The sequence below is a fragment of the Microbispora sp. ATCC PTA-5024 genome (assembly GCF_000511135.2).
GTDB lineage: Bacteria > Actinomycetota > Actinomycetes > Streptosporangiales > Streptosporangiaceae > Microbispora > Microbispora corallina.
On the sequence record NZ_KI866527.1, the window covers coordinates 195,750 to 218,157 of the forward strand.

Here is a 22,408-nt window from a genome sequence, read left to right on the forward strand (position 1 = left end):
TTAAGTTGTAGGTGCGGGGCGAGCAAAGAGTCAATACTTTGTCCTGACATTCTGACGATCTATCATGGACGCCAGCTCCCGGACGGCCTGGGCGATCCGGCGGGCGGGAAGGCGGGCGAAGCCGATGACGAGCGCCGCCCGCCCGGCTCGGCGACCGGCGCGATCGGCGCGATCGGCGCCGCCGGGAAGGGATGCGGCCCCGAGCATGGGTGACACCGGCTCCGCGGCCAGCCCGGCCGCCTGCGCGGCCACGACCAGGGCGTTCACGTCCGGCCCCGGGACGTACTCGGCGTAGAGGTGGAGCCCGGCCGAGATGCCGTGCGCCTCGATCCAGGGCAGGTGCTCGGCGAGCGCGAGGACGAGCGCGTCCCTGCGGTCGCGGTACTCCCGGCGCATCCGCCGCAGGTGCCGGTCGTGCCCTCCGGTCCTGATCAGATGGGCCAGCGCGTACTGGTCGATCACGGGGGACCCGAGGTCGAACTCCCCCCGGGCCCGCCGCACGTCGGCCGCCAGGGCACGCGGCGCGACGACCCAGCCGAGCCGCAGGCCGGGGGCGAGCGCCTTGCTCACGCTGCCGGACAGCAGCACCCGGCCGGGCGCGAGGCCCTGAAGGCAGCCGACCGGGTCGCGGTCGAAGCGGAACTCGGCGTCGTAGTCGTCCTCCACCACGAACGCGCCGGTGTCCGCCGCCCAGGCGATCAGCTCGGCCCGGCGGCGCGGCGACAGCACGACGCCCGTCGGGTACTGGTGGGCCGGGGTCACGAGCACCGCCTCCGCCCGGGTGCGCGCGAGCGCCGCGACCACGATGCCCTCGCGGTCGACCGGCACGGGCACCACCTCGGCACCGGCCCTCTGGAGCAGCGGAAGCTGGCGCACGCTGGTCGGGTCCTCCACCGCCAGGACGAGCCGCCGCCCCCGGGCCGCCGACAGTGTGTGGACGGCCAGGCTGAGCCCCTGCGCGACGCCCGTGACGACCACGATGTCCTCGGGCCGGGCCGCGGCCGCCCGTACCCTGCCGAGGTAGGCGGCCAGCTCCGCGCGCAGGTCGGGCACGCCGCCGGGGTCGCCGTAGTCGAGCGCGTCGTTCGGCAGCGTCGTCAGCACGTGGCGGACCGCCGCGAGCCACGCCTGCCGGGGGAAGGCACCCAGGTCGGGCGAGGTGGGACGGTGCCCGTAGTACGGTCCGCAGGGCTCCTGCCGCTCGCCGTCCGCCTCGCCGTCCGGCTCGGCGTCCGGCTCGGTCTCCGTAAAGGACGGAGGCTCGGGGGCGCGGGGCGCGACGGCCGCCACGCGGGTGCCGGCGCCGGTCCTGGCCTCCAGGAAGCCCTCGGCCACGAGCTGCTCGTACGCCTCGACCACGACGCCCCGCGAGACCCCGAGATCACGGGCCAGGTCGCGACTGGCGGGCAGCCTGCTGCCCGGGGCGAGCCGCCCGGAGCGGATCGCCTCCCTGAGCTCACGGGCGATCTGCGCGGCGAGCCCGCCGCCGGTCCGGTCGATCACGAGGTGGAGATCCGCCATTGGACCACGATACGTGCGCCGGATTGGACCGGTTCCGGGAACCAATGGCTTCCTACGATCTCATCGCATGACGACAGACACCCTCACCTCTCCACCCGCGGCCGCACGGCCGGGCCATGTCGCGGGGGCCGCGGCGGCCATGTTCCTGGTCGGGACGCTGGCGGCGGTCTCCGGCGTGATCGCCGACTACCCCGTCTACGGCGGCCAGGCCGTCCGGTACGCGGCCGCCGCCGTGATCCTGTCCGTCGTGGCCCGCGCCGCGGACCGCGGCCGGCCCCCCGTACGGCTCGGCGCGCGCGGATGGGCGCTGCTCGCCGCGCTGTCGCTGACCGGTCTCGTGATCTTCAACGTGTGCGTGATCGAGGGGACGCGCGCCTCGGGGCCGTCCCTGGTGGGGATCGTGCTCGGGACCGTGCCGCTCGCCCTCGCCGTCCTCGGCCCGCTGGCCTCGGGCGGCGCGAGGAGGGCGCCCTCCGCGCGCCTCGTGGCCGCCGCGCTGGTGGTCGTGGCCGGGGCCACGCTCGCCACCGGGCTCGGCAGCGGCAGCCTGGCCGGGCTCGCCTGGTCGCTCGGCGCGCTGGCCTGCGAGGTGTGCTTCTCGCTGCTCGCGCTGCCGCTGCTTCCGGCGCTCGGGCCGATCCGGCTGTCGGCAAGGGCCGCGGCGGCGGCGGTGCCGTTCCTGCTCGTCATGGGGGCCGTGACGGACGGGACGGGGATGCTGCGCGCGCCGACCTCCGCCGAGGCGCTCGGCCTGGGCTACCTGACCGTCGTGGTGACCGTGGTGGCGTTCTTCCTCTGGTACCGGTCGCTGCCGCGGCTCGGCCCCGGCCGGGCGGGGCTGTTCGCCGGGATGATCCCCGTGGGCGCGATGGCCACGGCCGCCGTCCTGGGACGCGGCGTCCCGTCCGCCGCCGACGTCGCCGGGGCGGTGATCGTCATCGCCGGGATCCTGATCGGCCTGTCCGCGCCCCCGGCGCGCGCCGCTAGCGGGACCACCACCGGATCTCGTCGTCGCGCACCTGACGCAGCACGATCGTGACCAGCGAGATCGCCAGGGCGACGAAGATGGCCACACCGAAGAAGATCATTACCAGGACTCCGCCATCCATGAGCCCTCCTCCATATACCGCTCGCCCTAATCCTCCCCCTTTGTAGGCATATGCGGTTATAAATCCCGTCTAAATGGGCGAAAGGGGGAGGGACCGGTATCGCACCCGGAGAGCCGTACGCTTTGGGGGGACCGCGGAGCGGGCCAGCTGACCACGAGGCAGACGCACGAAGGACCGAGGACGATGCCGGAGTTCGACTACACCGACCTGCTGCCGCTGGGGGCGGACGAGACCGAGTACCGCCTGATCACCTCGGAGGGGGTGCGCGTGGTCGAGGCGGCCGGGCGGCGGTTCCTGGAGGTCGACCCGGAGGCCCTGCGGCTGCTGACCGAGACGGCGATCCACGACATCTCGCACTACCTGCGCTCCTCCCACCTCGCCCAGCTCCGCAAGATCGTCGAAGACCCGGAGTCGAGCGGCAACGACCGCTTCGTCGCCCTCGACCTGCTGAAGAACGCGAGCATCTCGGCCGGCGGCGTCCTGCCGATGTGCCAGGACACCGGCACGGCCATCGTCATGGGCAAGCGCGGGCGGCACGTGCTGACCGACGGGCGCGACGCCGAGCACGTCAGCCGGGGGGTGTACGACGCCTACACGCGGCTCAACCTGCGCTACTCGCAGATGGCCCCGCTGACGATGTGGGACGAGAAGAACACCGGCTCCAACCTGCCGGCACAGATCGAGCTGTACGCCGAGGACCCGAACGGCCATCCGGACGAGTACAAGTTCCTGTTCATGGCCAAGGGCGGCGGCTCGGCCAACAAGTCGTTCCTCTACCAGGAGACCAAGGCCGTCCTGAACGAGAAGCGGATGCTCGCCTTCCTGGAGGAGAAGATCCGCTCGCTCGGCACGGCCGCCTGCCCGCCGTACCATCTGGCGGTCGTGGTGGGCGGCACCAGCGCCGAGTTCGCGCTGAAGACGGCCAAGTACGCCTCGGCCCGCTACCTCGACTCGATCCCCACCGAGGGCTCCACCAGCGGCAACGGCTTCCGCGACCTGGAGATGGAGAAGAAGGTCTTCGAGCTGACCCAGAGGCTCGGGATCGGCGCGCAGTTCGGCGGCAAGTACTTCTGCCACGACGTGCGGGTGATCCGGCTGCCCCGGCACGGCGCCTCGTGCCCGGTGGCCATCGCCGTCAGCTGCAGCGCCGACCGGCAGGCCCTGGCGAAGATCACCCCCGAGGGCGTCTTCCTGGAGCAGCTGGAGACCGACCCGGCGCGGTTCCTGCCCGACACCACCGACGAGCACCTGTCCGGCGACGTGGTGAGCGTGGACCTCAACCGGCCGATGCGGGAGATCCTCGCCGAGCTCACGAAGTACCCGGTCAAGACCAGGCTCTCGCTCACCGGGCCGCTCGTCGTGGCCCGCGACATCGCCCACGCGAAGATCGCCGAGCTGCTCGACGAGGGCGGCGAGATGCCGCAGTACCTCAAGGACCACGCGGTCTACTACGCCGGGCCCGCCAAGACCCCCGAGGGGTACGCCTCCGGCTCGTTCGGCCCGACCACGGCCGGCCGCATGGACTCCTACGTCGAGCGCTTCCAGGCCGCAGGGGGCTCGATGGTCATGCTGGCCAAGGGCAACCGGTCCAAGCAGGTGACGGAGGCGTGCCAGACGCACGGCGGCTTCTACCTCGGCTCCATCGGCGGCCCGGCCGCCCGCCTCGCCCAGGACTGCATCAAGAAGGTGGAGGTCCTGGAATATCCAGAGCTGGGCATGGAGGCGGTCTGGAAGATCGAGGTGGTGGACTTCCCGGCGTTCATCGTCGTCGACGACAAGGGGAACGACTTCTTCCAGGACACCACCGGCCCCGTCCTTACCATTGGCCGCCGCTGAACCTGCGCCCGGGTTGTCAGGAGATTTGACAGAAGATCTCAACAATTTCCCGGCATGGTCTCTACAGGTCGCTCGACACAAATCGGTAAGCTGCCACCCATGCGTGCGCCGTCCGGATACCTGTTAGCCGCGCGCTACCGGCTTGTGGAGCCGGTCGGCCGCGGCGGGATGGGCACCGTTTGGCGCGCCCGCGACGAGCTTCTCGACCGCTACGTGGCTGTCAAGGAGGTGCGCCTCCCTCTGGTCCTGGACGAGGAGCTGCGGGCGGAGCTGTGCGCCAGGACCGAGCGCGAGGGCCGGGCGACCGCCATGGTCGCCCATCCGTCGGTCATCACGGTGTTCGACGTCATCACCGAGGACGAGCGGCCCTGGATCGTGATGGAGCTCCTCAAGGCCCGGTCCCTCGAGGAGCTCATCAAGCAGGAGGGGCCGCTCGAACCCCGCCGGGTCGCCGAGATCGGCCGTCAGGTGCTCGGCGCGCTGCGCGCCGTCCACGCCAAGGGCATCCTCCACCGCGACGTGAAGCCCAGCAACGTGCTGGTGACCGAGGACAGGGCCGTCCTGACCGACTTCGGGCTGGCCGCCCTGGAGGGCGACGTCTCGATCACCCAGGCCGGCATCGTGCTCGGCTCGGCCGGCTACATCGCGCCCGAGCGGGTGCTGGGCGACAAGGCGAGCCCGGCCGCCGACCTCTGGTCGCTCGGCGCGACCCTCTACACCGCCGTCGAGGGACGCGGCCTGCACGGCCGCCGCACGGCCGCCGCCGCGCTGGCGGCGCTGACCAGCGGGGCGCCGATCCCGATGGACAAGGCGGGCCCGCTCGCGCCGGTCCTGCGCGGGCTGCTGCAGATCGACCCCGCCGCCCGGCTCGACGGGGTGCGCGCGGCGCTCTACCTGGCCCGGATCGCCGCCGGGGGGACTGCGGAGGACGTGCCGCCCGTGCCCCACCGGCCCGCCCGGCCCTCACCGCCGCCCGTCGTCCCGCTGCCCAGCCGCAAGCCGTCGCACCGGGGGCAGCACCGCGCCGAGTCGCGGCCCACGCCCAAGGTCACCCCGCATCCCCGCGACTCGGGCCCGCACAGCCAGGCGCCGTACGGCATGCAGCACCTGTACGGCCAGGCCGGGCACCCGTACGGGCAGAACGCGTACGGCGGGCCGGTCACCCACTCGGGCCCGCACCGGCAGGTCGGGCACGACATCCGGGCGCCGCGCGAGATGAGCGTGCCCTCGCAGCGGCGGCGGCCGGCCGAGGGACTGCACCGCAAGCCCTCCGAGCCCGCCTTCCACCAGGTCGCCCGCGCCCCCGTCATGCGGCGGCTGGCCAGGGTCGTCATGCTGGTGCTCCCCCGGCGCTACTGGCCGAAGTTTTTTCTCAAGTAACAGGAAAGCGACTCTCAACCCAGAATCGCTATCTTCTTCTCATGCCGGAACAGCAACCGCGGCTGCTCGCGGACCGCTACGAGCTGCGCACCCGCATCGGCCGGGGCACGATGGGCACCGTATGGCGGGCCTTCGACCGCTCCCTCGGGCGCGAGGTGGCCGTGAAGGAGATCCGGCATGATCCGTCGCTGAACCCCGCCCAGCGGCGCGAGCTGCGCGAACGCATGGTCCGCGAGGGGCGGATGGCCGCCCGGGTCAGCCATCCCTCGGTCGCCACGATCCACGACGTCGTCGAGTCCGACGGCAGCCCGTGGATCATCATGGAGCTGGTCGAGGGCCGCTCGCTGGAGCAGGTGATCGACGAGGAGGGCCCCCTCCCGCCCCGGCTCGTCGCCGAGATCGGCTGCGAGCTGCTCGGCGCGCTGCGCGCCGCGCACGCCCAGGGCATCCTGCACCGCGACGTGAAGCCCAGCAACGTGCTGGTGACCGAGACCGGCCGGGTGGTGCTGACCGACTTCGGCATCGCCAAGGCCCTGGGCGACAGCGCGCTCACGCAGACCGGCATGGTGATCGGGTCGCCCGGCTACACCGCTCCGGAGCGGGCGCGCGGGGAGCACACCGGCCCCGAGTCCGACCTGTGGTCGCTCGGCGCGACGCTGTACTTCGCGGTCGAGGGACGTCCCGCGTACGAGCGCGCCACGGTCGGGGAGACCCTGGCGGCGCTCATGACCGAGACGGCCGACCCGCCCACGCAGGCCGGTCCGCTGCGGCCCGTGCTCGAACGGCTGCTGGACAAGGACCACCGGACCCGGCTCACGCCGGAGAAGGCGGCGGCCATGCTGCGGATCGTCGCCGACACCCCCGCGGGCGCGGTTCCCGCGGCCGTCCCGGCCGTGGACGCGGCCGCCGCCCCGGCCGGTACGGCACCCGAGGACGGCGAGGACCGCGAGGACGACGGCGGGGGCTCCGCGCTGCCGGTGGCCGACCTCGACGAGGACGGCGACGCCTGGCGGGAGGAGGACGCCGACCGCACGATGGTCATCATCCGCCCGAAGGGCGGCCTGCGGATCCCGCCTCCGTCCGCCCGTCCCGGCGTGCCCGGCGGGAAAGCCGCTCCCGGCCGTCCCGTCCCCGGCGGCAGGACCTCGTCCCCGCCCGCGCCCGGGACGACCGGCGCCGGGCGGAACGGCGGCACCCCAGAGGCCGCCTCCGGGGTGCCGGAGGCCGACGCCGAGTCCGAGGGGACGACGACCGTGCCGGGCCGGCTGCCGTCGAGGCCCGCGAACGGCGACACGAGCGGCGGCACGACCCACGCCGCGGCGGGCGACGCGGCGAGTGACGCGGCGGGCGCGACCCGGCGGGTGACCGACCTGCCCGCCGCCCTCCCGCTCGCCGAGCGGCCCGCGCCGGCGGTCGGACGGAAGCCCGGGCAGGCCGGCGAGGGGGATGCCGGTGACGACGCGGGGTCGTCGCCGGCCGCAGAAACCGGGGCGAAGCCGGAGGCCGGGCCGCGCAGGCGCTCCCTGGGCGCGTTCGGGGACGTCCCGTCGTCCGCCCGTCCGGATGTCGCCGTGCGTGGTGCCGGCGCCTTCGCCGCTGTCCCACCGGACACCGACGCCCGACCGGCCCGCGCGGCGGCAGCCGACCCCGCCGACGCCGCGGCCCCCGGCCGGACCGCCTCCCAGACCGGGACCGCAGGCGAGGCCGAGCACGAGGCCGCCGACCGCGTCGTCCCGGGGACCGAGCACGAGGCCACCGACCGCGTCGTCCCGGAGATCGAGGACGAGAGCGGGGACGACGCGGTCGGCGGCGAGCGGGACACCGGAGCCGCCGCGCTACCCGACGAGCGGAACGACCCGGACGAGCCCGACGAGCCCGACGACGCCGTCCCTGACCACCTCCACGACGCCGTCCACGACGCGGTCCTCGACGCGGAGCCCTGGGATCGTCCCGGAGGTGCGCCGCTCACGAGCACGGCGGCCGAGGCCGTCCCCGGCTTCGAGGACGGGCCGGCCGACTCCTCCCTGGACCTGATCCCGGGCCTGCGGGCCGAGGCCGGCGCCCGGGCCGCCGCGCTTGCCGGCCCCGAACTGTTCCCCGGCCCCGGGGGCGAGGTGGTCGCGGCCCCGATACCGGCCGGCGGCTCCCTCCGGCCGTCCCCCCGCCAGGAGGCGGGCAGCCCAGGCGGTCTCGGCACCGACCTGTTCGCGATGCAGACCCCGGCGCCGCCCGACACGGCCGGCCGCCTGCGCGTGCTGGTGCTGATGGGCATCGCGCTCGCCGGCTTCCTCGTGCTCGTCGTCCTCGCGATGGCGGCCTTCGGCGCGGCCGGGACCTCCGCCGCGGGCCGGACCGAGCCCGTCGTCAGCGTCAGCCTGCCCGGCATCCCGTCGGCGCGGGCGGCCGCCGGCGCCGGCGCCACCCCGGCCGCGGGCCTGCGCCGCCACCAGGACGCCAAGGGCTTCACGATCGACGTGCCGAGCCCGCTCAAGGCCTCGCTCCGCGGCCAGGACATCGTGTTCCGGGCGTCCGGCGACCCCCGCTACGTCCGGGTGACGGTGGGCACCCGCCCCGCCAAGGACCTCCTGGCGGCGGTCCGGAGCGCGGCGGACCGCGCCACGTACGCGTCGTACAGGCTCGTCGCGCTCGGCCGGGTGCAGCCCTCGCCGTACGCCGGGGCGGAGGCCGTGGACTGGGAGTTCACCTACGTCTCGGGCGGCACCCCGATGCACGCCGTCTCGCGCTGGGTGGCGGCGCCGGGCGGCGCGCCGTACGCGATCTACTGGGTGGTCCCGGACGCCGACTGGACGGCGAGGGCGGGCCAGCGGGACGCCGTGCTGGCGTCGTTCACGCCGGGCAGGCGCGATCTCGCCGGGAGTTCTTGATAGGACTGGGTCCATGGACGATTTCCGCATCGAGCACGACTCCATGGGCGAGGTGCGGGTGCCGGCCCGCGCGAAGTGGCGTGCGCAGACCCAGCGGGCGGTGGAGAACTTCCCCGTGTCGGGCCGCGGCCTCGAACCCGCGCACATCGCCGCGCTCGCCCGGATCAAGGCGGCCTGCGCGAAGGTCAACGCCGATCGGGGCGTCATCGACAAGGACCTGGCCGAGGCCGTGCAGGACGCGGCGGCCGAGGTGGCCGAGGGACGGTGGAACGGCGAGTTCCCCGTCGACGTGTTCCAGACCGGCTCCGGCACCTCCTCCAACATGAACATGAACGAGGTCGTCGCGACGCTCGCCCAGGAGCGGCTGGGACGTCCGGTCCACCCGAACGACCACGTCAACGCGGCCCAGTCCTCCAACGACGTGTTCCCCTCCTCGATCCACGTGGCCGCGACGCACGCCGTGGCGCACGACCTGACCCCCGCGCTGGAACACCTGGCCACCGCGCTCGAGGAGAAGGCGACCGAGTTCGCCGACGTGGTCAAGTCGGGCAGGACCCACCTCATGGACGCCACCCCGGTCACCCTGGGCCAGGAGTTCGGCGGCTACTCCACGCAGATCGAGCTGGGGATCGAGCGGCTGCAGGCGGCGCTCCCCCGGGTGGCCGAGCTGCCGCTGGGCGGCACGGCCGTGGGCACCGGGGTCAACGTCCCCGACCTCGCCTGGGCGGGCGACGTCATCGCCGAGCTGAGCCGCCTGACCGGCCTGCCGTTCACCGAGGCCCGCGACCACTTCGAGGCGCAGGGCGCGCGGGACGCGCTGGTCGAGCTGTCGGGCGTGCTGAAGGTCGTCGCGGTGTCGCTCAACAAGATCGCCAACGATCTGCGCTGGATGGGGTCGGGCCCGCGGACCGGGCTGGGCGAGATCAACCTGCCGGACCTGCAGCCGGGATCGTCGATCATGCCGGGCAAGGTCAACCCGGTGATCCCGGAGGCCGTGACGATGGTGGCCGCCCAGGTGGTCGGCAACGACGCGACGATCACGATGGCCGGGGCGTCGGGGACGTTCGAGCTCAACGTCATGCTGCCGGTGATCGCCCGCAACCTGCTGGAGTCGATCCGGCTGCTGGCCGGCGTCTCGCGGCTGCTGGCCGACCGGTGCGTCCGCGGGATCACCGCCAACGTCGAACGGCTGCGCGAGTACGCGGAGTCGTCCCCGTCGATCGTGACCCCGCTCAACCGGTACGTCGGCTACGAGGAGGCCGCCAGGATCGCCAAGCAGGCGCTCCGGGAGCGCAAGACGATCCGGCAGGTCGTCGTCGAGCGGGGCCACGTGGCCGACGGCACGCTGACCGAGGAGCAACTCGACGAGATCCTCGACGTCCTGTCCATGACCCGCCCCACATAGCCGTGCGGAGATCTATGTCGGCCGCCGCCATGTGCCGGACGGGTCGCGGTTCCTATGGTGAGGCGTCATGAGCCTTGAAGGGCGGACGGCCGTGGTGACGGGCGCGGGCAGCGGCATCGGGCGGGCGTGCGCCCGCCGCCTGGCCGCCGATGGCGCGCACGTCGTGGTCGCCGACATCAACGCCGAGGCCGCCGCCGCGGTGGCCGCGGAGATCGGCGGCACCCCCGTGGCCGTCGACCTGTCCGATCCGGAGTTCCTGGTGGCCTGGCGGGGGCAGCTCCCGCCGTCGCCCGACACCCGGCTGACCGCCGACATCGTGGTGAACAACGCCGGCTTCCAGCACGTCGCGCCGATCGAGGAGTTCCCCCCGGAGATCTTCGCGAAGATCCTGCGGGTGATGGTCGAGGCGCCGTTCCTGCTGGCCAGGGCCGTCCTGCCCGGCATGTACGAGCGGGGGTGGGGCCGGATCGTCAACATCTCGTCGGTCCACGGCCTGCGGGCCTCGCCGTACAAGTCGGCGTACGTGACGGCCAAGCACGCGCTGGAGGGCCTGTCGAAGGTCATCGCGCTGGAGGGGGCGCCCCACGGCGTGACCTCCACCTGCGTCAACCCGGCGTACGTGCGCACGCCCCTGGTCGAGAACCAGATCGCCGACCAGGCCCAGGCCCACGACATCGGCCCCGACGAGGTCGTGGAGCAGATCATGCTGGCCCCCGCGGCCATCAAGCGGCTCATCGAGCCCGACGAGGTCGCCGACATGGTCGCGTACCTGTGCGGCCCGCAGGGCTCGTTCATCACCGGGGTGTCGATCCCGATCGACGGAGGCTGGAGCGCCCGCTGACATGAACGTGTACCTCGAACTCCTGGCGCGGGAGGCCTCGGCCGTGGAGTTCGAGGGCCCGATCCTGCAGGCCAGAGCAGCCGGGGCGGACGCCGCGACGCTGGAGGAGCTGGAGCAGGCGAAGGTCGCGGCGCTCCGGGTGAGGGGCATGCTGCGCCGCCGGGCCCGGCGCGAGGCAGAGCTGTCGGCGCTGTTCGACACCGCGAGCGACCTGGCCGGGCTGCGCGACCTCGACGCGGTCCTGGAGGCCATCGTCCGGCGGGCCCGGCAGCTGCTCGCCACCGACATCGCGTACATGACGCTGAACGACCCCGAGCGCGGGGACACGTTCATGCGGGTGACCGACGGCTCGATATCGGCGCACTTCCGGCGGGTGCGGCTGGGCATGGGAGCCGGCCTCGGCGGCCTGGTGGCCCAGACGGGCACGCCGTACAACACGGCCGACTACTTCGCCGACCCCCGCTTCCGCCACACCACCACGATCGACGAGGCCGTGGCCGAGGAGGGCCTGGTCGCGATCCTCGGCGTGCCGCTGCGCCTGGGCACCCAGGTGATCGGGGTGCTGTTCGCGGCCAACCGCAGCGCCCGGCCGTTCGCGCAGGAGGAGGTCGCGCTGCTGTGCTCGCTCGCCGCGCACGCCGCGGTGGCCATCGACACGGCCCGCCTGCTCCAGGAGACCCGGGCCGCGCTGGCCGAGCTCAGCGAGGCGAACACGGTCATCAGCGCGCACAGCGAGGCGATCGAGCGGGCCGCGGACGCCCACGACAGGATGACCGGGCTCGTGCTGCGCGGCGGCGGCGTGGAGGACGTGGCCGCGGTCGTGACCGAGGTGCTCGGCGGCAGCCTGACGGTCCTCGACGACGAGGGCGCCCCGCTGGTGGGCCAGAGCGGCGACCTGGACGCCGGCGTGTTCGACGCCGCCCAGTCGTCCCGGGCCCTCGGCCGCACGGTCAAGCGGGGGGGCGCGTACGTCGCCTCGGTCGACGTGGGGGCCGCGCCGCTGTGCACGCTCGTCCTGCGGACCGACCACACCGTCTCCGACACCGACCAGCGCATCCTGGAGCGGGCCGCGCTCGTCACCGCGCTGCTGCTGCTGTTCCGCAGGAGCGTGGCCGAGGCCGAGGGCCGGGTGCGCGGCGAGCTGCTCGACGACCTCATCTCCCGGCCGGAGCTCGACGGCCTGCACGACCGGGCCCGCCGGCTCGGCATCGACCTGCACGCCCCCCACGTGCTCGTCGTCGCCCGGCACGAGGGGCAGCGGGAGCGGGCCGCGTTCTGGGCGTCCTCGCAGGCCACGCTGGCCCACGGGCTGGCCGCGGCGCGGGGCGACGAGGTCGTCCTGCTGCTGCCGGGCGACAAGCCGGGGATGGCGGCCCGCCGGGTCGCCGCCGAGCTGAGCGCCTCGCTGGGCCGTCCCGCGACCGCCGGGGCCGCGGTCTCGGGCGGGCCAGGCCCGTCGGTGGCCGCCGCCTACCGGGAGGCCCACCGCTGCGCCGACGCGCTGGCCGCCCTCGGCCGTACGGGCGACGGCGCGAGCGCCGAGGAGCTGGGCTTCGTCGGCCTGCTGATCGGCGAGCGGCGCGAGGTCTCCGGATTCCTCGACGCGGCGCTCGGCCCGGTGCTCGACTACGACGCCCGCCGCGGGACGGCCCTGGTCAAGACGCTGGCCGCCTACTTCGGGTGCGGCGGGTCGCTGTCCCGGACGGCCGAGGCCCTCCACATCCACGTGAACACGGTCACCCAGCGGCTCGACCGGGTGGGGCAGCTCCTCGGCGGCGACTGGCAGGAGCCCGAACGGGCCCTGGAGATCCAGCTCGCCCTGCGGCTGCACCGGCTGCGGACCCACATGCCGCAGGCCTGAGGTGTGTGTGGACACCCCATAGGAGTGATCCGCGTCACTGCGTACCGTGGCGGAACCCCCCATGCGAGGAGTTCCCATGGCAAACACCCCACCCGCCCGTATCGGCAAGGTCGTCGGGGCCAGCCTCGTCGGCACCACCATCGAGTGGTACGACTTCTTCCTGTACGGCTCCGCCGCCGCCCTCGTCTTCAACAAGCTCTTCTTCCCCACCGAGGACGCGCTCACCGGCACGCTCCTCGCCTTCCTCACCTATGCCATCGGCTTCGTGGCCCGGCCGCTCGGGGGGCTGGTCTTCGGCCACTACGGCGACCGGCTCGGCCGCAAGCGGCTGCTCGTGGTCAGCCTGCTGATGATGGGCGGCGCGACGTTCCTCATCGGCTGCCTCCCGACGTACGCCACACTCGGCGTCGGCGCACCCCTGCTGCTGACCCTGCTGCGGCTGGTGCAGGGCTTCGCGCTCGGCGGCGAGTGGGGCGGCGCCGTGCTGCTGGTCTCGGAGCACGGCGAGCCCCGCAACCGCGGCTTCTGGGCGTCGTGGCCGCAGGCCGGCGCCCCCGGCGGCAACCTGATCGCCACCGGCGTGCTGGCGCTTCTGGCGGCCGTCCAGTCGGACGAGGCCTTCCTCTCCTGGGGCTGGCGGATCGCGTTCCTGCTGTCCGGCGTGCTCGTGCTGATCGGCCTGTGGATCCGGCTCACCGTGACCGAGTCGCCGGTGTTCCAGGAGGCCCTGGCGAAGCAGGAGGCCGCGCCGAAGGCCCCCATCCTCGGCGTGCTGCGCCACCACTGGCAGGACGTGCTCATCGCGATCGGCGCCCGCCTCGCGGAGAACATCTCCTACTACGTCATCACCGCGTTCGTCCTGGTGTACGGCACCGAGGCGGCGGGCCTGCCCAAGGGCACCGTGCTCAACGCGGTGCTCATCGCCTCGGCCGTCCACTTCGTCACGATCCCGCTGTGGGGCGCGCTGTCCGACCGGCTCGGCCGCCGTCCGGTGTACCTCATCGGCGCCGCCGGCACCGGTCTGTGGGCGTTCGCGTTCTTCCCGCTGATCGACACCAAGTCGTTCGGGCTCGTGGTGCTGGCCATCACCGTCGGCCTGCTGTTCCACGGCGCCATGTACGGCCCGCAGGCGGCGTTCTTCTCCGAGCTGTTCGCCACCCGGATGCGCTACTCCGGCGTGTCGATCGGCTACCAGCTCGCCTCGATCGTCGCCGGCGCGCTCGCCCCGATCATCGCGGTCGCCCTGCTCGGCTCGTACGACTCGGGCCTGCCGATCTCCGTCTACGTGGCCGCGGCCGCCGTGCTCACGCTGATCGCGGTGTTCGTGGCGAGGGAGACCCGCGACCGCGACCTGACGGCCATCGCGCCCACGTCCGGCGAGGTCGAGGTGGCCGCCGCCCGCACCCCGAAGGAGGCCTGATGGCACCGCGTCCCGGGGGCGCCTCCCCGCGCCTGCGCGGCCTGGCCGCGGCCGTCCTGATCGCGGCGGCCGGCCTCCCGGCCGTGACGACCACCGCGGCCGCGGCGGCGTCCTGCCCCTCGATCACGGTGCCCGGCGCGGAACGGCAGGTGGTCGCCTGCCTCGACGACCTCACCACCAAGGGCACACTGGTCTCCGGCCACACCGACCAGTCCGACTGGTCGGGGCTCAACGCGCCCGGCGCGGTGAACCCGAGCGGCGTGCCGGGCGTGCAGATCGACGGCTACTTCCCCGACACCTCGACCGGCGACACCAACCACGGCTGGAACCACGACTCCCAGTTCGTGATCCGCCTGCCCGAGAAGTGGAACGGCGGCCTGGTGGTGGCCGGGTCCCCCGGCAACCGGGAGACCTACGCCAACGACTTCACGATCTCCGACTGGGCGCTGGCCAAGGGCTACGCGTACGCCGCGACCGACAAGGGCAACAGCGGCACGACGTTCTACACGGACGGGACCCGCCCGGGCGACGCCGTGGCCGAGTGGAACCGGCGGGTCAGCGAGCTCGCCGCGGCCGCGAAGTCGGTGGTGCGGCAGCGCTACGGACGGGCGCCGAAGCGGACCGTCGCGGCCGGCCAGTCCAACGGCGGCTACCTGGTCCGGTGGCAGCTGGAGAACCGGCCCGACCTGTTCGACGGCGGCGTCGACTGGGAGGGCGTGCTGTGGACGGCCACCGGCCCCAACGTGCTGACGTTCCTGCCGCCCGCGCTGCGGGCCTACCCCAAGGGCGACACCGCGGGCATGGCGGCCGCCGGCTTCGCCCCTGAGACGTCGTTCCTGTGGCCGTTCCACTACCAGTACTACTGGGACCTCACCCAGCGGATCTACCGCGAGGAGTTCGACCCGTCCTTCGACGGGGACGCCCAGGCCGGCACGCCGTTCTGCGCCTCCGGCACCCCCGCCTGCGACACCGACTACGACTACGCCTCCCGGCCGAAGGCCGTCCACCAGGCGGTGGCGCGGGTGTCGCTCACCGGGAGGATCAAGCGCCCGCTGATCACCGTCCACGGCACGCTCGACACCCTGCTTCCCATCGGCCAGGACTCCGACGTCTACGCCAAGATGATCGCCGACCGGCACCGGAGCCCGCTGTTCCGCTACTACCGGATCGAGGGCGGCAACCACGTCGACGGGCTCTACCCGTCGTACCCTGACAAGCTGCGGCCGCTGCTGCCCTGCTTCCGGAGCGCCTTCACGGCCCTGGAGGCGTGGATCGGGACGGGGACGGCCCCGCCCTCCAGCACGACCGTGCCCCGCCCGGCGTCGGGCGACCTCGACAACACCTGCTCGCTTGGAGCCGCACCATGACCCCGTACATCTCCGCGGAACGTGTCGGAACGCCCCGCCTGACCCTCAACGTCCTGTCGGTGCCCGGCTCGTCGGGCGACCCGGTGCTGTTCGTGCACGGCAACGTCTCGTCCAGCGCGTTCTGGCGCTCGACCATGCTCGCCGTCGCCGACCGGTACCGGCCGTACGCGGTCGACCTGCGCGGGTTCGGCGACTCCGACCCCGCGCCCGTCGACGCGAGCCGGGGGGTGCGCGACTACTCCGACGACGTCCTCGGCCTGCTCGACGCGATCGGGCCGGCCCACCTGGTCGGCTGGAGCCTCGGCGGCGGCGTGGTCATGCAGGCCCTGCGCGACCGTCCCGAGCGGGTCAGGAGCCTCACGCTGGTCAACCCCGTCTCGCCGTACGGCTTCGGCGGCACGCAGGGCGCGGACGGCACGCTCACCCACGCCGACGGCACGGGCTCCGGCGGCGGCGCGGCCAACCCCGACTTCGTCGCGGCGCTGCGGGCCGGCGACCGCTCGGCCGACTCCCCCGTCTCGCCGCGCACCGTGCTGCGCACCGCGTACGTCGTCCCGGGCGCCGGCTTCGGCGACGAGGAGGACGCGTTCGTGGAGTCGATGCTGACCACGCGGATCGGGGACGACCACTACCCCGGCGACTCGGCGCCCTCAGACGCCTGGCCGGGGCTGGCGCCGGGCAAGCGGGGCGTGCTGAACACGCTCGCGCCGACCAACTTCAGGATCGACGACCTGCACGAGATCGCCTCCCGCCCGCCGATCCTGTGGATCAGGGGCGCCGACGACGTGATCGTGTCGGACACGTCGCTGTTCGACCTCGCCCACCTGGGCGCCATCGGCGCCGTCCCCGGCTGGGACGGCACCCCCGCCCAGCCCATGGTCACCCAGACCCGGGCCGCGCTGGAGCGGTACGGCGCCTACCGCGAGGTGGTCGTCTCCGGCTGCGGGCACAGCCCCCACGTGGAGAAGCCGGCCGAGTTTCGCGAGGCCCTGCTCGCCCACCTGGCGGACGCCGCCTCCTGACGTCACCGTGCGGCCCCCGCCGGCACCCGGCGGCGGCCGCACGGCGGGACGTCTCTCAGACCCGGCGGCGGGCGCGCACGGCCTTGGCGGCCCGCGCGGAGCGGCGGTCGCCGAGCACGCGCACGGCGAGCCTCCTGAGCCTGGACGGCGCGGGCCGCGCGCCGGCCGGCATGACCCTGGCCTGCCCGCCACGGCCCACGACGAGGCCGAACAGCAGGTCCACATCCTTCTGGTCGACCCGCAGGCCCGGCCGCCAGGAGCCCGGGCCGAGGCACTCCTCCCCGCCGATCCTGCTGACCGGCACGCGGGCGACGAGCTGGCCCGCCACCCGGCCGGGGACGCCCGGCTCGACCAGCGCCGGCACCACCATGGTCCGGCCGCGGCCCTCCTCCTCGCGCAGCACCAGCTCGGCCGCCGGCCCGCCGCTCGGCGGCACGTACGGCACGGGCACGACCACGAAGACGTGCCCCTCCTGGTGGGCCACGGTGGTCTGCGACGAGACGAGTGCCACCGACTCGGAGAACGACCTCGGCTCGACGCACACCCCGAACTCGCCGCGCTCCGACCAGCAGGGCACGACCAGGCGGCGGGGGGCGTCCGACAGCGCGCCCGCGCAGTTCGTCGGCACGCCGGGCCGCGCGAGACGGGCGCGCCCGGGATGGACGCCCCGCATCCGCACGTGGACCTCCCACAGGCCGGAGGGCAGCGGGCGGCCCAGCGCCGCCGTGGACGCGTCGAGGCGGGCCCGCCCGGTCGCCCACACGCGCACCTGCCCGCCCACCACGGCCCGGTCCACGGTCGTGGTCACCGGCAGCGCGTACATGACGCCCGTCTCCGCCTCGCGTACGTACACGTCGATCCTGGCCCTCGCCACGGCGTCCGTCACGTCGGCCGCCTCGCGCGGCAGGGACATCGGGGCGGGCGGGTTCCACAGCAGGCGGTCGCCCTCGGCCGTGAGCCACAGAGGGCTCCCGTCGCCCGCCAGGACCTCCACGCCGAGGTCGAGGGCGAGCACCCCCCGCTCCCAGCGCACGTCCCGCAGCTCCGCGCTCAGGCGCGTGCCGCGCGACGCCTGGGCGAGCCCCACGAGCGTCTCGGGGCGGTCCTGGCGCAGCAGCGCCGCCCGGGCCCGCAGGTGCACCGGCAGGTGGACGTCCAGGTCCTCGGGGAAGCGGTCGAGCGTCAGCCTCCGCAGGAACGAGAACAGCACGGCCCGCTCCTCGGGCGAGGCCGCGAGGAACCGCGCGCCCCCGAGGCGGCGCAGGCCGAGGACGCGGTACCAGTGGGCCAGCACGCGGTCGCGCTGGCCGCCGGGCTCGGTGTAGGCATCCACCACGTCGAAGACGGCGTTGAGGCCGTCGAACAGCGCCTCACCGTCGGGCCACTCCTCCTCGGCCGGTCCGAGGTGGCAGCAGATCTCGTCCCCGAGCACGGCGACGACCTTCGCGGCGAGGTACGCCTTGGTCACGAAGGCCGCCTCCGACAGCGGCCGGTCGGCGAACCTGAGCTGGTGGGCCTCCAGGAACTCCCGGCTGTACAGCTGGTGGGGCGTCGCCACGCCGAGGAGGTGGTCGCGCACGATGTCGGCGCGGTCGCGGTTCTCCGCGAAGGCCGCCTGGGGCGGTCCCCCGTCGGCCAGCCGCCCGACCAGCACGTCGGCGTCGGCGTCCACGGCCGTCGCGTACATCCGCTCAAGGGCCCACGGCTCCAGCCGGTCGTACTGGTTGAGCAGGTAGACGTACTCGCCCCGGGCGACCGACACGCCGACGTTGCGGCCGCGGGCCGCCGACCCGGTGTGGTCCAGATGCAGGACGCGGACGTTCCGCCGGTGCCCGGCGATGGCGTCCAGCCTCCTGCGGGTCCCGTCAGTGGAGCCGTCGTCGGCGAAGACGACCTCGTACTCCTCCTGCGGCAGCGACTGCTCCAGCACCGAGCGCACGCACGCGCCGAACGCCTCGTTGGTCAGCCCGGGGTTGGACACGGGCATAACCACGCTGACCTTCACACCCATGCGGCCAAGGGTGCATTGAGGACCCCCGGCGACCGGCCGCACTTGCCGAAAGGTCGAACAAAGCTGACCAGACTTTCGACCCGGCCGCCCGATCAGTACCAGCCGGTGGCCTGGGAGTGCGCCCAGGCGCCGCACGGCGTCTTGTACCGCCCGGCGATGTAGCCGAGACCCCACTTGATCTGCGTCGCCGGGTTGGTCTGCCAGTCGGAGCCGGCGCTGGCCATCTTGCTGCCGGGGAGGGCCTGCGGGATGCCGTAGGCGCCGCTGTAGCGGTTCATGGCCCGCTCGTTCCAGTGGCTTTCCCGGTCCCAGAGCTTCTCCAGGCAGCCCCACTCGCCGCCCCACCCGCGGGACTCGGCCATCTCCTTGCCGACCGCCTTGTTGCTGCCCGGGTCGGGGGTGGAGCCGGGCGGGAAGGCGGCCGGGCTGAACCCGGCGCCTCCGGGCGCCTTGGGCACGATCTTCACCGGGTCGAGGACTTTCCGGTGGTCGCGGACGGCCTTGAGCCTGGCCTCCCGCAGCGCCTGCACGGCATGCTCCTTCAGCGCGTCCTCGTCGGGGTTCGGCGCGTTGGGGTCGAGCGCCAGCAGGCTCGGCAGCTCGATCGGCGTCCGCGGCGTGTTGGCGTTGTCGATCGCGGTCCGCACCACGTACGCCGTGCCTCCGGCGAGGACGGCCACGGTCAGCCCGATGACGGCGACGCGCTTGGGGGTGAGCCAGCCCGGGCTCGACGACCGCCGGTCGTTACCGCGACGGTTGCGCGAACGGGACGAGGACGTACGATCCTTCAGCTGCTGACCAGGGCTCACGGCCTATGAGCTTGCCCTGAGTTGGGGGGTGGTGCGCAACCCAAACGAGGGAGACGGTTGGTGATTTCTTGACCAACCGGCCGGTCACTTGGACTTATCCGACATTGTGACTTTGCTCACACCTGGCCCATGAGAGGCGGCCGCGGGGGGCCTGTCCATGGTGCTCCATGTTCGTCCGAATGGCGTGTTCATGGTGTCACGGTCTTGTGACCGATAGGGGAAATGGACATGTACGACCCATAATGACCGGGTGGCAGGCATCCTCCTGGTCGAAGACGACCCCTCGGTCCGCACCGGGCTCGAGCTCGCGCTCACCCGGCAGGGGCACTCGGTGACCGCCTACGGCACGGGCGAGGAGGCCCTCGACCACATCCGGGCGCGCCGCCCGGAGATCGTGATCCTCGACGTCATGCTCCCCGGCATCGACGGCGTGGAGGTCTGCCGCCGCATCCGCAAGCTCGACTCGCTGCCGATCATCCTGCTGACCGCCCGCGGCGACGACCTCGACGTGGTCGTCGGGCTGGAGGCCGGCGCGGACGACTACGTGGTCAAGCCGGTCGAGCCGCGCGTCCTCGACGCCCGCATCCGAGCCGTCCTGCGCCGCCTGGAGTCGGCCTCGGCCGACCGGGTGACCTTCGGCGACCTGGTCATCGACCGCGGCGCGCTGAAGGTGAGCCTGGCCGGCCGGGAGATCCACCTGACCCCGACCGAGCTGCGGCTGCTGCTGGAGCTGGTCCGCCACCCCGGCCAGGTGCTCAACCGGCGCTACCTCCTGCGGGCCGTCTGGGACCACACCCACGTGGCCGACTCGCGCCTCGTGGACGCCTGCGTCCAGCGGATCCGGGCCAAGATCGAGCCGGTGCCCGCCGACCCCGTCTACATCCACACCGTGCGCGGCTTCGGGTACCGCTTCAGCCCGCCATGATGAGGGGACTGCCCACCGGGCTCCGCGCCCGGCTGGTGATCACCTTCACGCTGGTGGCGGTGACCGCCTCGGCCATGGTGGCCGGGCTGGGATACCAGCTCGTCCGGCGCGAGCTGCTCGACCGCACCGAGCGCAGCGAGGTCGCCGACGTCCGCGACACGCTGTCGAAGATCACGCTGCCCGTCGGGGTCAGCGACGTCGTGTGGCCGAGCGACTCGACCGTCACCGACGAGGACCTGGGCAGCCTCGTGAGCGCGCTGGAGGCCCCCGAGCGGGTGATCATCGTCACGTACGGCGACCACCGGCGCAGCAGCCCCGGCGCCCGCTTCACGATGTCGGACGTCCCCGACCAGCTCCGGTGGCAGTCGGCCCGGCGGCTCGTCTACCAGCGGCTCCGGCTGCGGGACGAGCCCTGGCTGCTCGTGGCCACCCAGATCCAGCGGGCCAACCAGGACGGGATCCCCCGGCCCACCGGCCTCACGGCGTACGTGTTCCTCCCGCTGCACGAGGAGGAGGGCGTGCTGCTGCGGCTGCTGACCGCCCTCGCCCAGGCCGGGGGGATCACGCTCACGATCGCGCTGACCGTGGCCCTGCTGTCGGCCCGCAGCGTGCTGCTTCCCGTGCGCCGCCTCGGCGCGGCGGCCCGCGCGCTCGGCACCGGCGACCTGCACGTCCGGCTGCCCGTACGGGGACGCGACGAGCTGGCCGCGCTCACGGCGACCTTCAACGAGACGGCGGCGGCGCTGGAGGACACGGTCTCCGAACTGCGCACGCTGGAGTCGATGTCGCGCCGGTTCGTGGCCGACGTCTCCCACGAGCTGCGCACGCCGCTGACCGCGATGACGGCGGTCACCGACATGCTCTCCGAGGACGCGAAGGACCTGCCGGACGACGCGGGTGAGGCCGTGCGCATCGTGGTCCGCGAGATCGACCGGCTCAGGGTGCTGGTCGAGCACCTCATCGAGATCAGCCGCTTCGACGCCGGGGCCGCCGTGCTGCGCCGCGAGACGGTGGACGTGGGAGACACCCTGGCCGACTGCCTGGAGGTGCGGGGCTGGGCCGACCGGGTCAAGCTCACCGTGCCCGTCGGGCTCACGTTCTCCCTGGACGCGCGGCGGTTCGACGTCATCGTGGCCAACCTGGTCGGCAACGCCCTCAACCACGGCGCCCCGCCCGTCCTGGTCGGCGCCCGGCAGGACCGTACGGGCCTGGAGGTGATCGTCCGCGACCACGGGACCGGCATTCCCGACCACGCGCTCCCCCACGTCTTCGACCGCTTCTTCAAGGCCGGCTCCGACCGCGCGCGGAGCGTCGGCAGCGGGCTCGGCCTGGCCATCGCCAAGGCCAACGCCGAACTGCACGGCGGCGACATCACCGTCGAGCGATGCGACCCGGGCACGCTCTTCCGCCTCTGGATCCCCCGCCCGTGACCGGCGGCGGCGCGGGGGCCGCGTGGAGGACGGCCCTTCTGAGGACGCGGCTGCGGGCTGCGGTGGCGGCGCTGCTGGTGGTCGCGACCGCGGCCTGCGGGGTCGAGCCGACCGGCGTGGTGGACATGGGCCCGGCGCCGGTCATCACCGGGACGCCGGCGCTGGTGCGGATCTACCTCGTCCGGAACGGCCGGCTGGAGCCGATCACGGTGGCGGCCCGCTCACCCCACGTCAACGACATCATGGCGGCGCTGTTCAAGGCGAGGGCCCGGCCCGGCAGCGGGCTCACCACGGCGCTGGCCGGGCTCACCCCCGCGCAGATCCAGCTCGTCAGGTACGCCCCCGACGCGGGCAGCCGCAACGACCCCGACAACACGCTCAGCCTGCGCATGCGGCTGTTCGTGAGCGGCTGGCGGGTCTCCCGGCTGGCGATGGCCCAGGTCACCTGCACGGCACGGCTGCGCCCCGAGGTGTGGGCCGTCGAGATCGCCCAGTCGACTCCCGACAGGACGGGATCCCTGAAGATCCACACCTGCCGGGAGTACTGGGATCTGGCTCCCAAGGACGGCCATCTGCCCCCGTGAGG

17 protein-coding genes are annotated in these 22,408 nt (G+C 73.7%); 13 read left to right on the forward strand and 4 right to left on the reverse strand.

Annotation, left to right across the window (positions count from 1 at the left end; translation table 11 throughout):
- Positions 1 to 30: 30 nt before the first annotated feature.
- Complete coding sequence (gene pdxR, locus MPTA5024_RS35395) at positions 31 to 1,521, reverse strand: MocR-like pyridoxine biosynthesis transcription factor PdxR (RefSeq protein WP_036332350.1); 1,491 nt, start codon at positions 1,519 to 1,521, stop codon at positions 31 to 33.
- Between the two features lie 67 nt (positions 1,522 to 1,588).
- On the opposite strand from pdxR, the gene MPTA5024_RS35400 reads away from it, so the two are divergent.
- Positions 1,589 to 2,560 (forward strand): DMT family transporter, encoded by a 972-nt coding sequence (locus tag MPTA5024_RS35400; RefSeq protein WP_063794842.1) that lies wholly within the window; start codon positions 1,589 to 1,591, stop codon positions 2,558 to 2,560.
- On the opposite strand, the gene MPTA5024_RS44455 is transcribed toward MPTA5024_RS35400, so the two are convergent.
- On the reverse strand, positions 2,505 to 2,630 hold the full coding sequence (locus MPTA5024_RS44455) for a hypothetical protein (protein WP_269750662.1): 126 nt from the start codon (positions 2,628 to 2,630) through the stop codon (positions 2,505 to 2,507). The genes MPTA5024_RS35400 and MPTA5024_RS44455 overlap by 56 nt on opposite strands.
- A gap of 183 nt (positions 2,631 to 2,813) precedes the next feature.
- Here MPTA5024_RS44455 and MPTA5024_RS35405 point away from each other — a divergent pair, with 183 nt between their 5' ends.
- The 9 genes from MPTA5024_RS35405 (at position 2,814) to MPTA5024_RS35445 (ending at position 16,647) form a co-directional block, all read left to right on the forward strand.
- Positions 2,814 to 4,466, forward strand: a complete 1,653-nt coding sequence (locus MPTA5024_RS35405) for a fumarate hydratase (RefSeq protein WP_036332352.1) — start codon at positions 2,814 to 2,816, stop codon at positions 4,464 to 4,466.
- Positions 4,467 to 4,565: 99 nt separating this feature from the next.
- The gene (locus MPTA5024_RS35410) at positions 4,566 to 5,846 is read left to right on the forward strand and encodes a serine/threonine-protein kinase (protein ID WP_036332354.1); all 1,281 of its coding nucleotides are present in this window, start codon (positions 4,566 to 4,568) and stop codon (positions 5,844 to 5,846) included.
- 41 nt (positions 5,847 to 5,887) lie between these two features.
- The gene (locus MPTA5024_RS43000) at positions 5,888 to 8,731 is read left to right on the forward strand and encodes a serine/threonine-protein kinase (RefSeq protein WP_051459074.1); all 2,844 of its coding nucleotides are present in this window, start codon (positions 5,888 to 5,890) and stop codon (positions 8,729 to 8,731) included.
- A 13-nt stretch (positions 8,732 to 8,744) separates the two neighbouring features.
- Entirely contained in the window at positions 8,745 to 10,136 is a 1,392-nt protein-coding gene (locus MPTA5024_RS35420) for a class II fumarate hydratase (RefSeq protein WP_036332356.1), read from the forward strand.
- A 67-nt stretch (positions 10,137 to 10,203) separates the two neighbouring features.
- Positions 10,204 to 10,977 (forward strand): 3-hydroxybutyrate dehydrogenase, encoded by a 774-nt coding sequence (locus MPTA5024_RS35425; RefSeq protein WP_036332358.1) that lies wholly within the window; start codon positions 10,204 to 10,206, stop codon positions 10,975 to 10,977.
- A gap of 1 nt (position 10,978) precedes the next feature.
- The gene (locus tag MPTA5024_RS35430) at positions 10,979 to 12,838 is read left to right on the forward strand and encodes a helix-turn-helix domain-containing protein (protein ID WP_036332360.1); all 1,860 of its coding nucleotides are present in this window, start codon (positions 10,979 to 10,981) and stop codon (positions 12,836 to 12,838) included.
- Between the two features lie 76 nt (positions 12,839 to 12,914).
- On the forward strand, positions 12,915 to 14,258 hold the full coding sequence (locus MPTA5024_RS35435) for an MFS transporter (protein ID WP_198167589.1): 1,344 nt from the start codon (positions 12,915 to 12,917) through the stop codon (positions 14,256 to 14,258).
- A complete protein-coding gene (locus MPTA5024_RS35440; RefSeq protein ID WP_084370261.1) occupies positions 14,258 to 15,625 on the forward strand; it encodes a tannase/feruloyl esterase family alpha/beta hydrolase in 1,368 nt (455 codons plus the stop codon). Before MPTA5024_RS35435 ends, MPTA5024_RS35440 begins: the two co-directional genes overlap by 1 nt.
- Entirely contained in the window at positions 15,622 to 16,647 is a 1,026-nt protein-coding gene (locus MPTA5024_RS35445) for an alpha/beta hydrolase (protein ID WP_036332364.1), read from the forward strand. The genes MPTA5024_RS35440 and MPTA5024_RS35445 overlap by 4 nt, the downstream gene beginning before the upstream one ends.
- 55 nt (positions 16,648 to 16,702) lie before the next feature.
- Here MPTA5024_RS35445 and MPTA5024_RS35450 read toward each other — a convergent pair whose 3' ends face one another.
- A complete protein-coding gene (locus MPTA5024_RS35450) occupies positions 16,703 to 18,658 on the reverse strand; it encodes a glycosyltransferase family 2 protein (RefSeq protein WP_084370262.1) in 1,956 nt (651 codons plus the stop codon).
- 92 nt (positions 18,659 to 18,750) lie between these two features.
- Positions 18,751 to 19,467: a lytic transglycosylase domain-containing protein gene (locus MPTA5024_RS35455; RefSeq protein ID WP_036332368.1), complete on the reverse strand. Its 717-nt coding sequence runs from the start codon at positions 19,465 to 19,467 to the stop codon at positions 18,751 to 18,753.
- Positions 19,468 to 19,717: 250 nt separating this feature from the next.
- On the opposite strand from MPTA5024_RS35455, the gene MPTA5024_RS35460 reads away from it, so the two are divergent.
- The 3 genes from MPTA5024_RS35460 to MPTA5024_RS35470 are packed head-to-tail and all read left to right on the forward strand — an operon-like array spanning position 19,718 to position 22,406.
- Positions 19,718 to 20,392 carry a response regulator transcription factor gene (locus tag MPTA5024_RS35460; RefSeq protein ID WP_036332370.1) on the forward strand — a complete coding sequence of 225 codons (675 nt, stop codon included), beginning with the start codon at positions 19,718 to 19,720 and terminating at the stop codon, positions 20,390 to 20,392.
- Positions 20,392 to 21,822, forward strand: a complete 1,431-nt coding sequence (locus MPTA5024_RS35465; RefSeq protein WP_036332372.1) for a sensor histidine kinase — start codon at positions 20,392 to 20,394, stop codon at positions 21,820 to 21,822. The genes MPTA5024_RS35460 and MPTA5024_RS35465 overlap by 1 nt, the downstream gene beginning before the upstream one ends.
- Positions 21,819 to 22,406, forward strand: a complete 588-nt coding sequence (locus MPTA5024_RS35470) for a hypothetical protein (protein WP_036332374.1) — start codon at positions 21,819 to 21,821, stop codon at positions 22,404 to 22,406. Before MPTA5024_RS35465 ends, MPTA5024_RS35470 begins: the two co-directional genes overlap by 4 nt.
- The last annotated feature ends 2 nt before the right edge of the window (positions 22,407 to 22,408 follow it).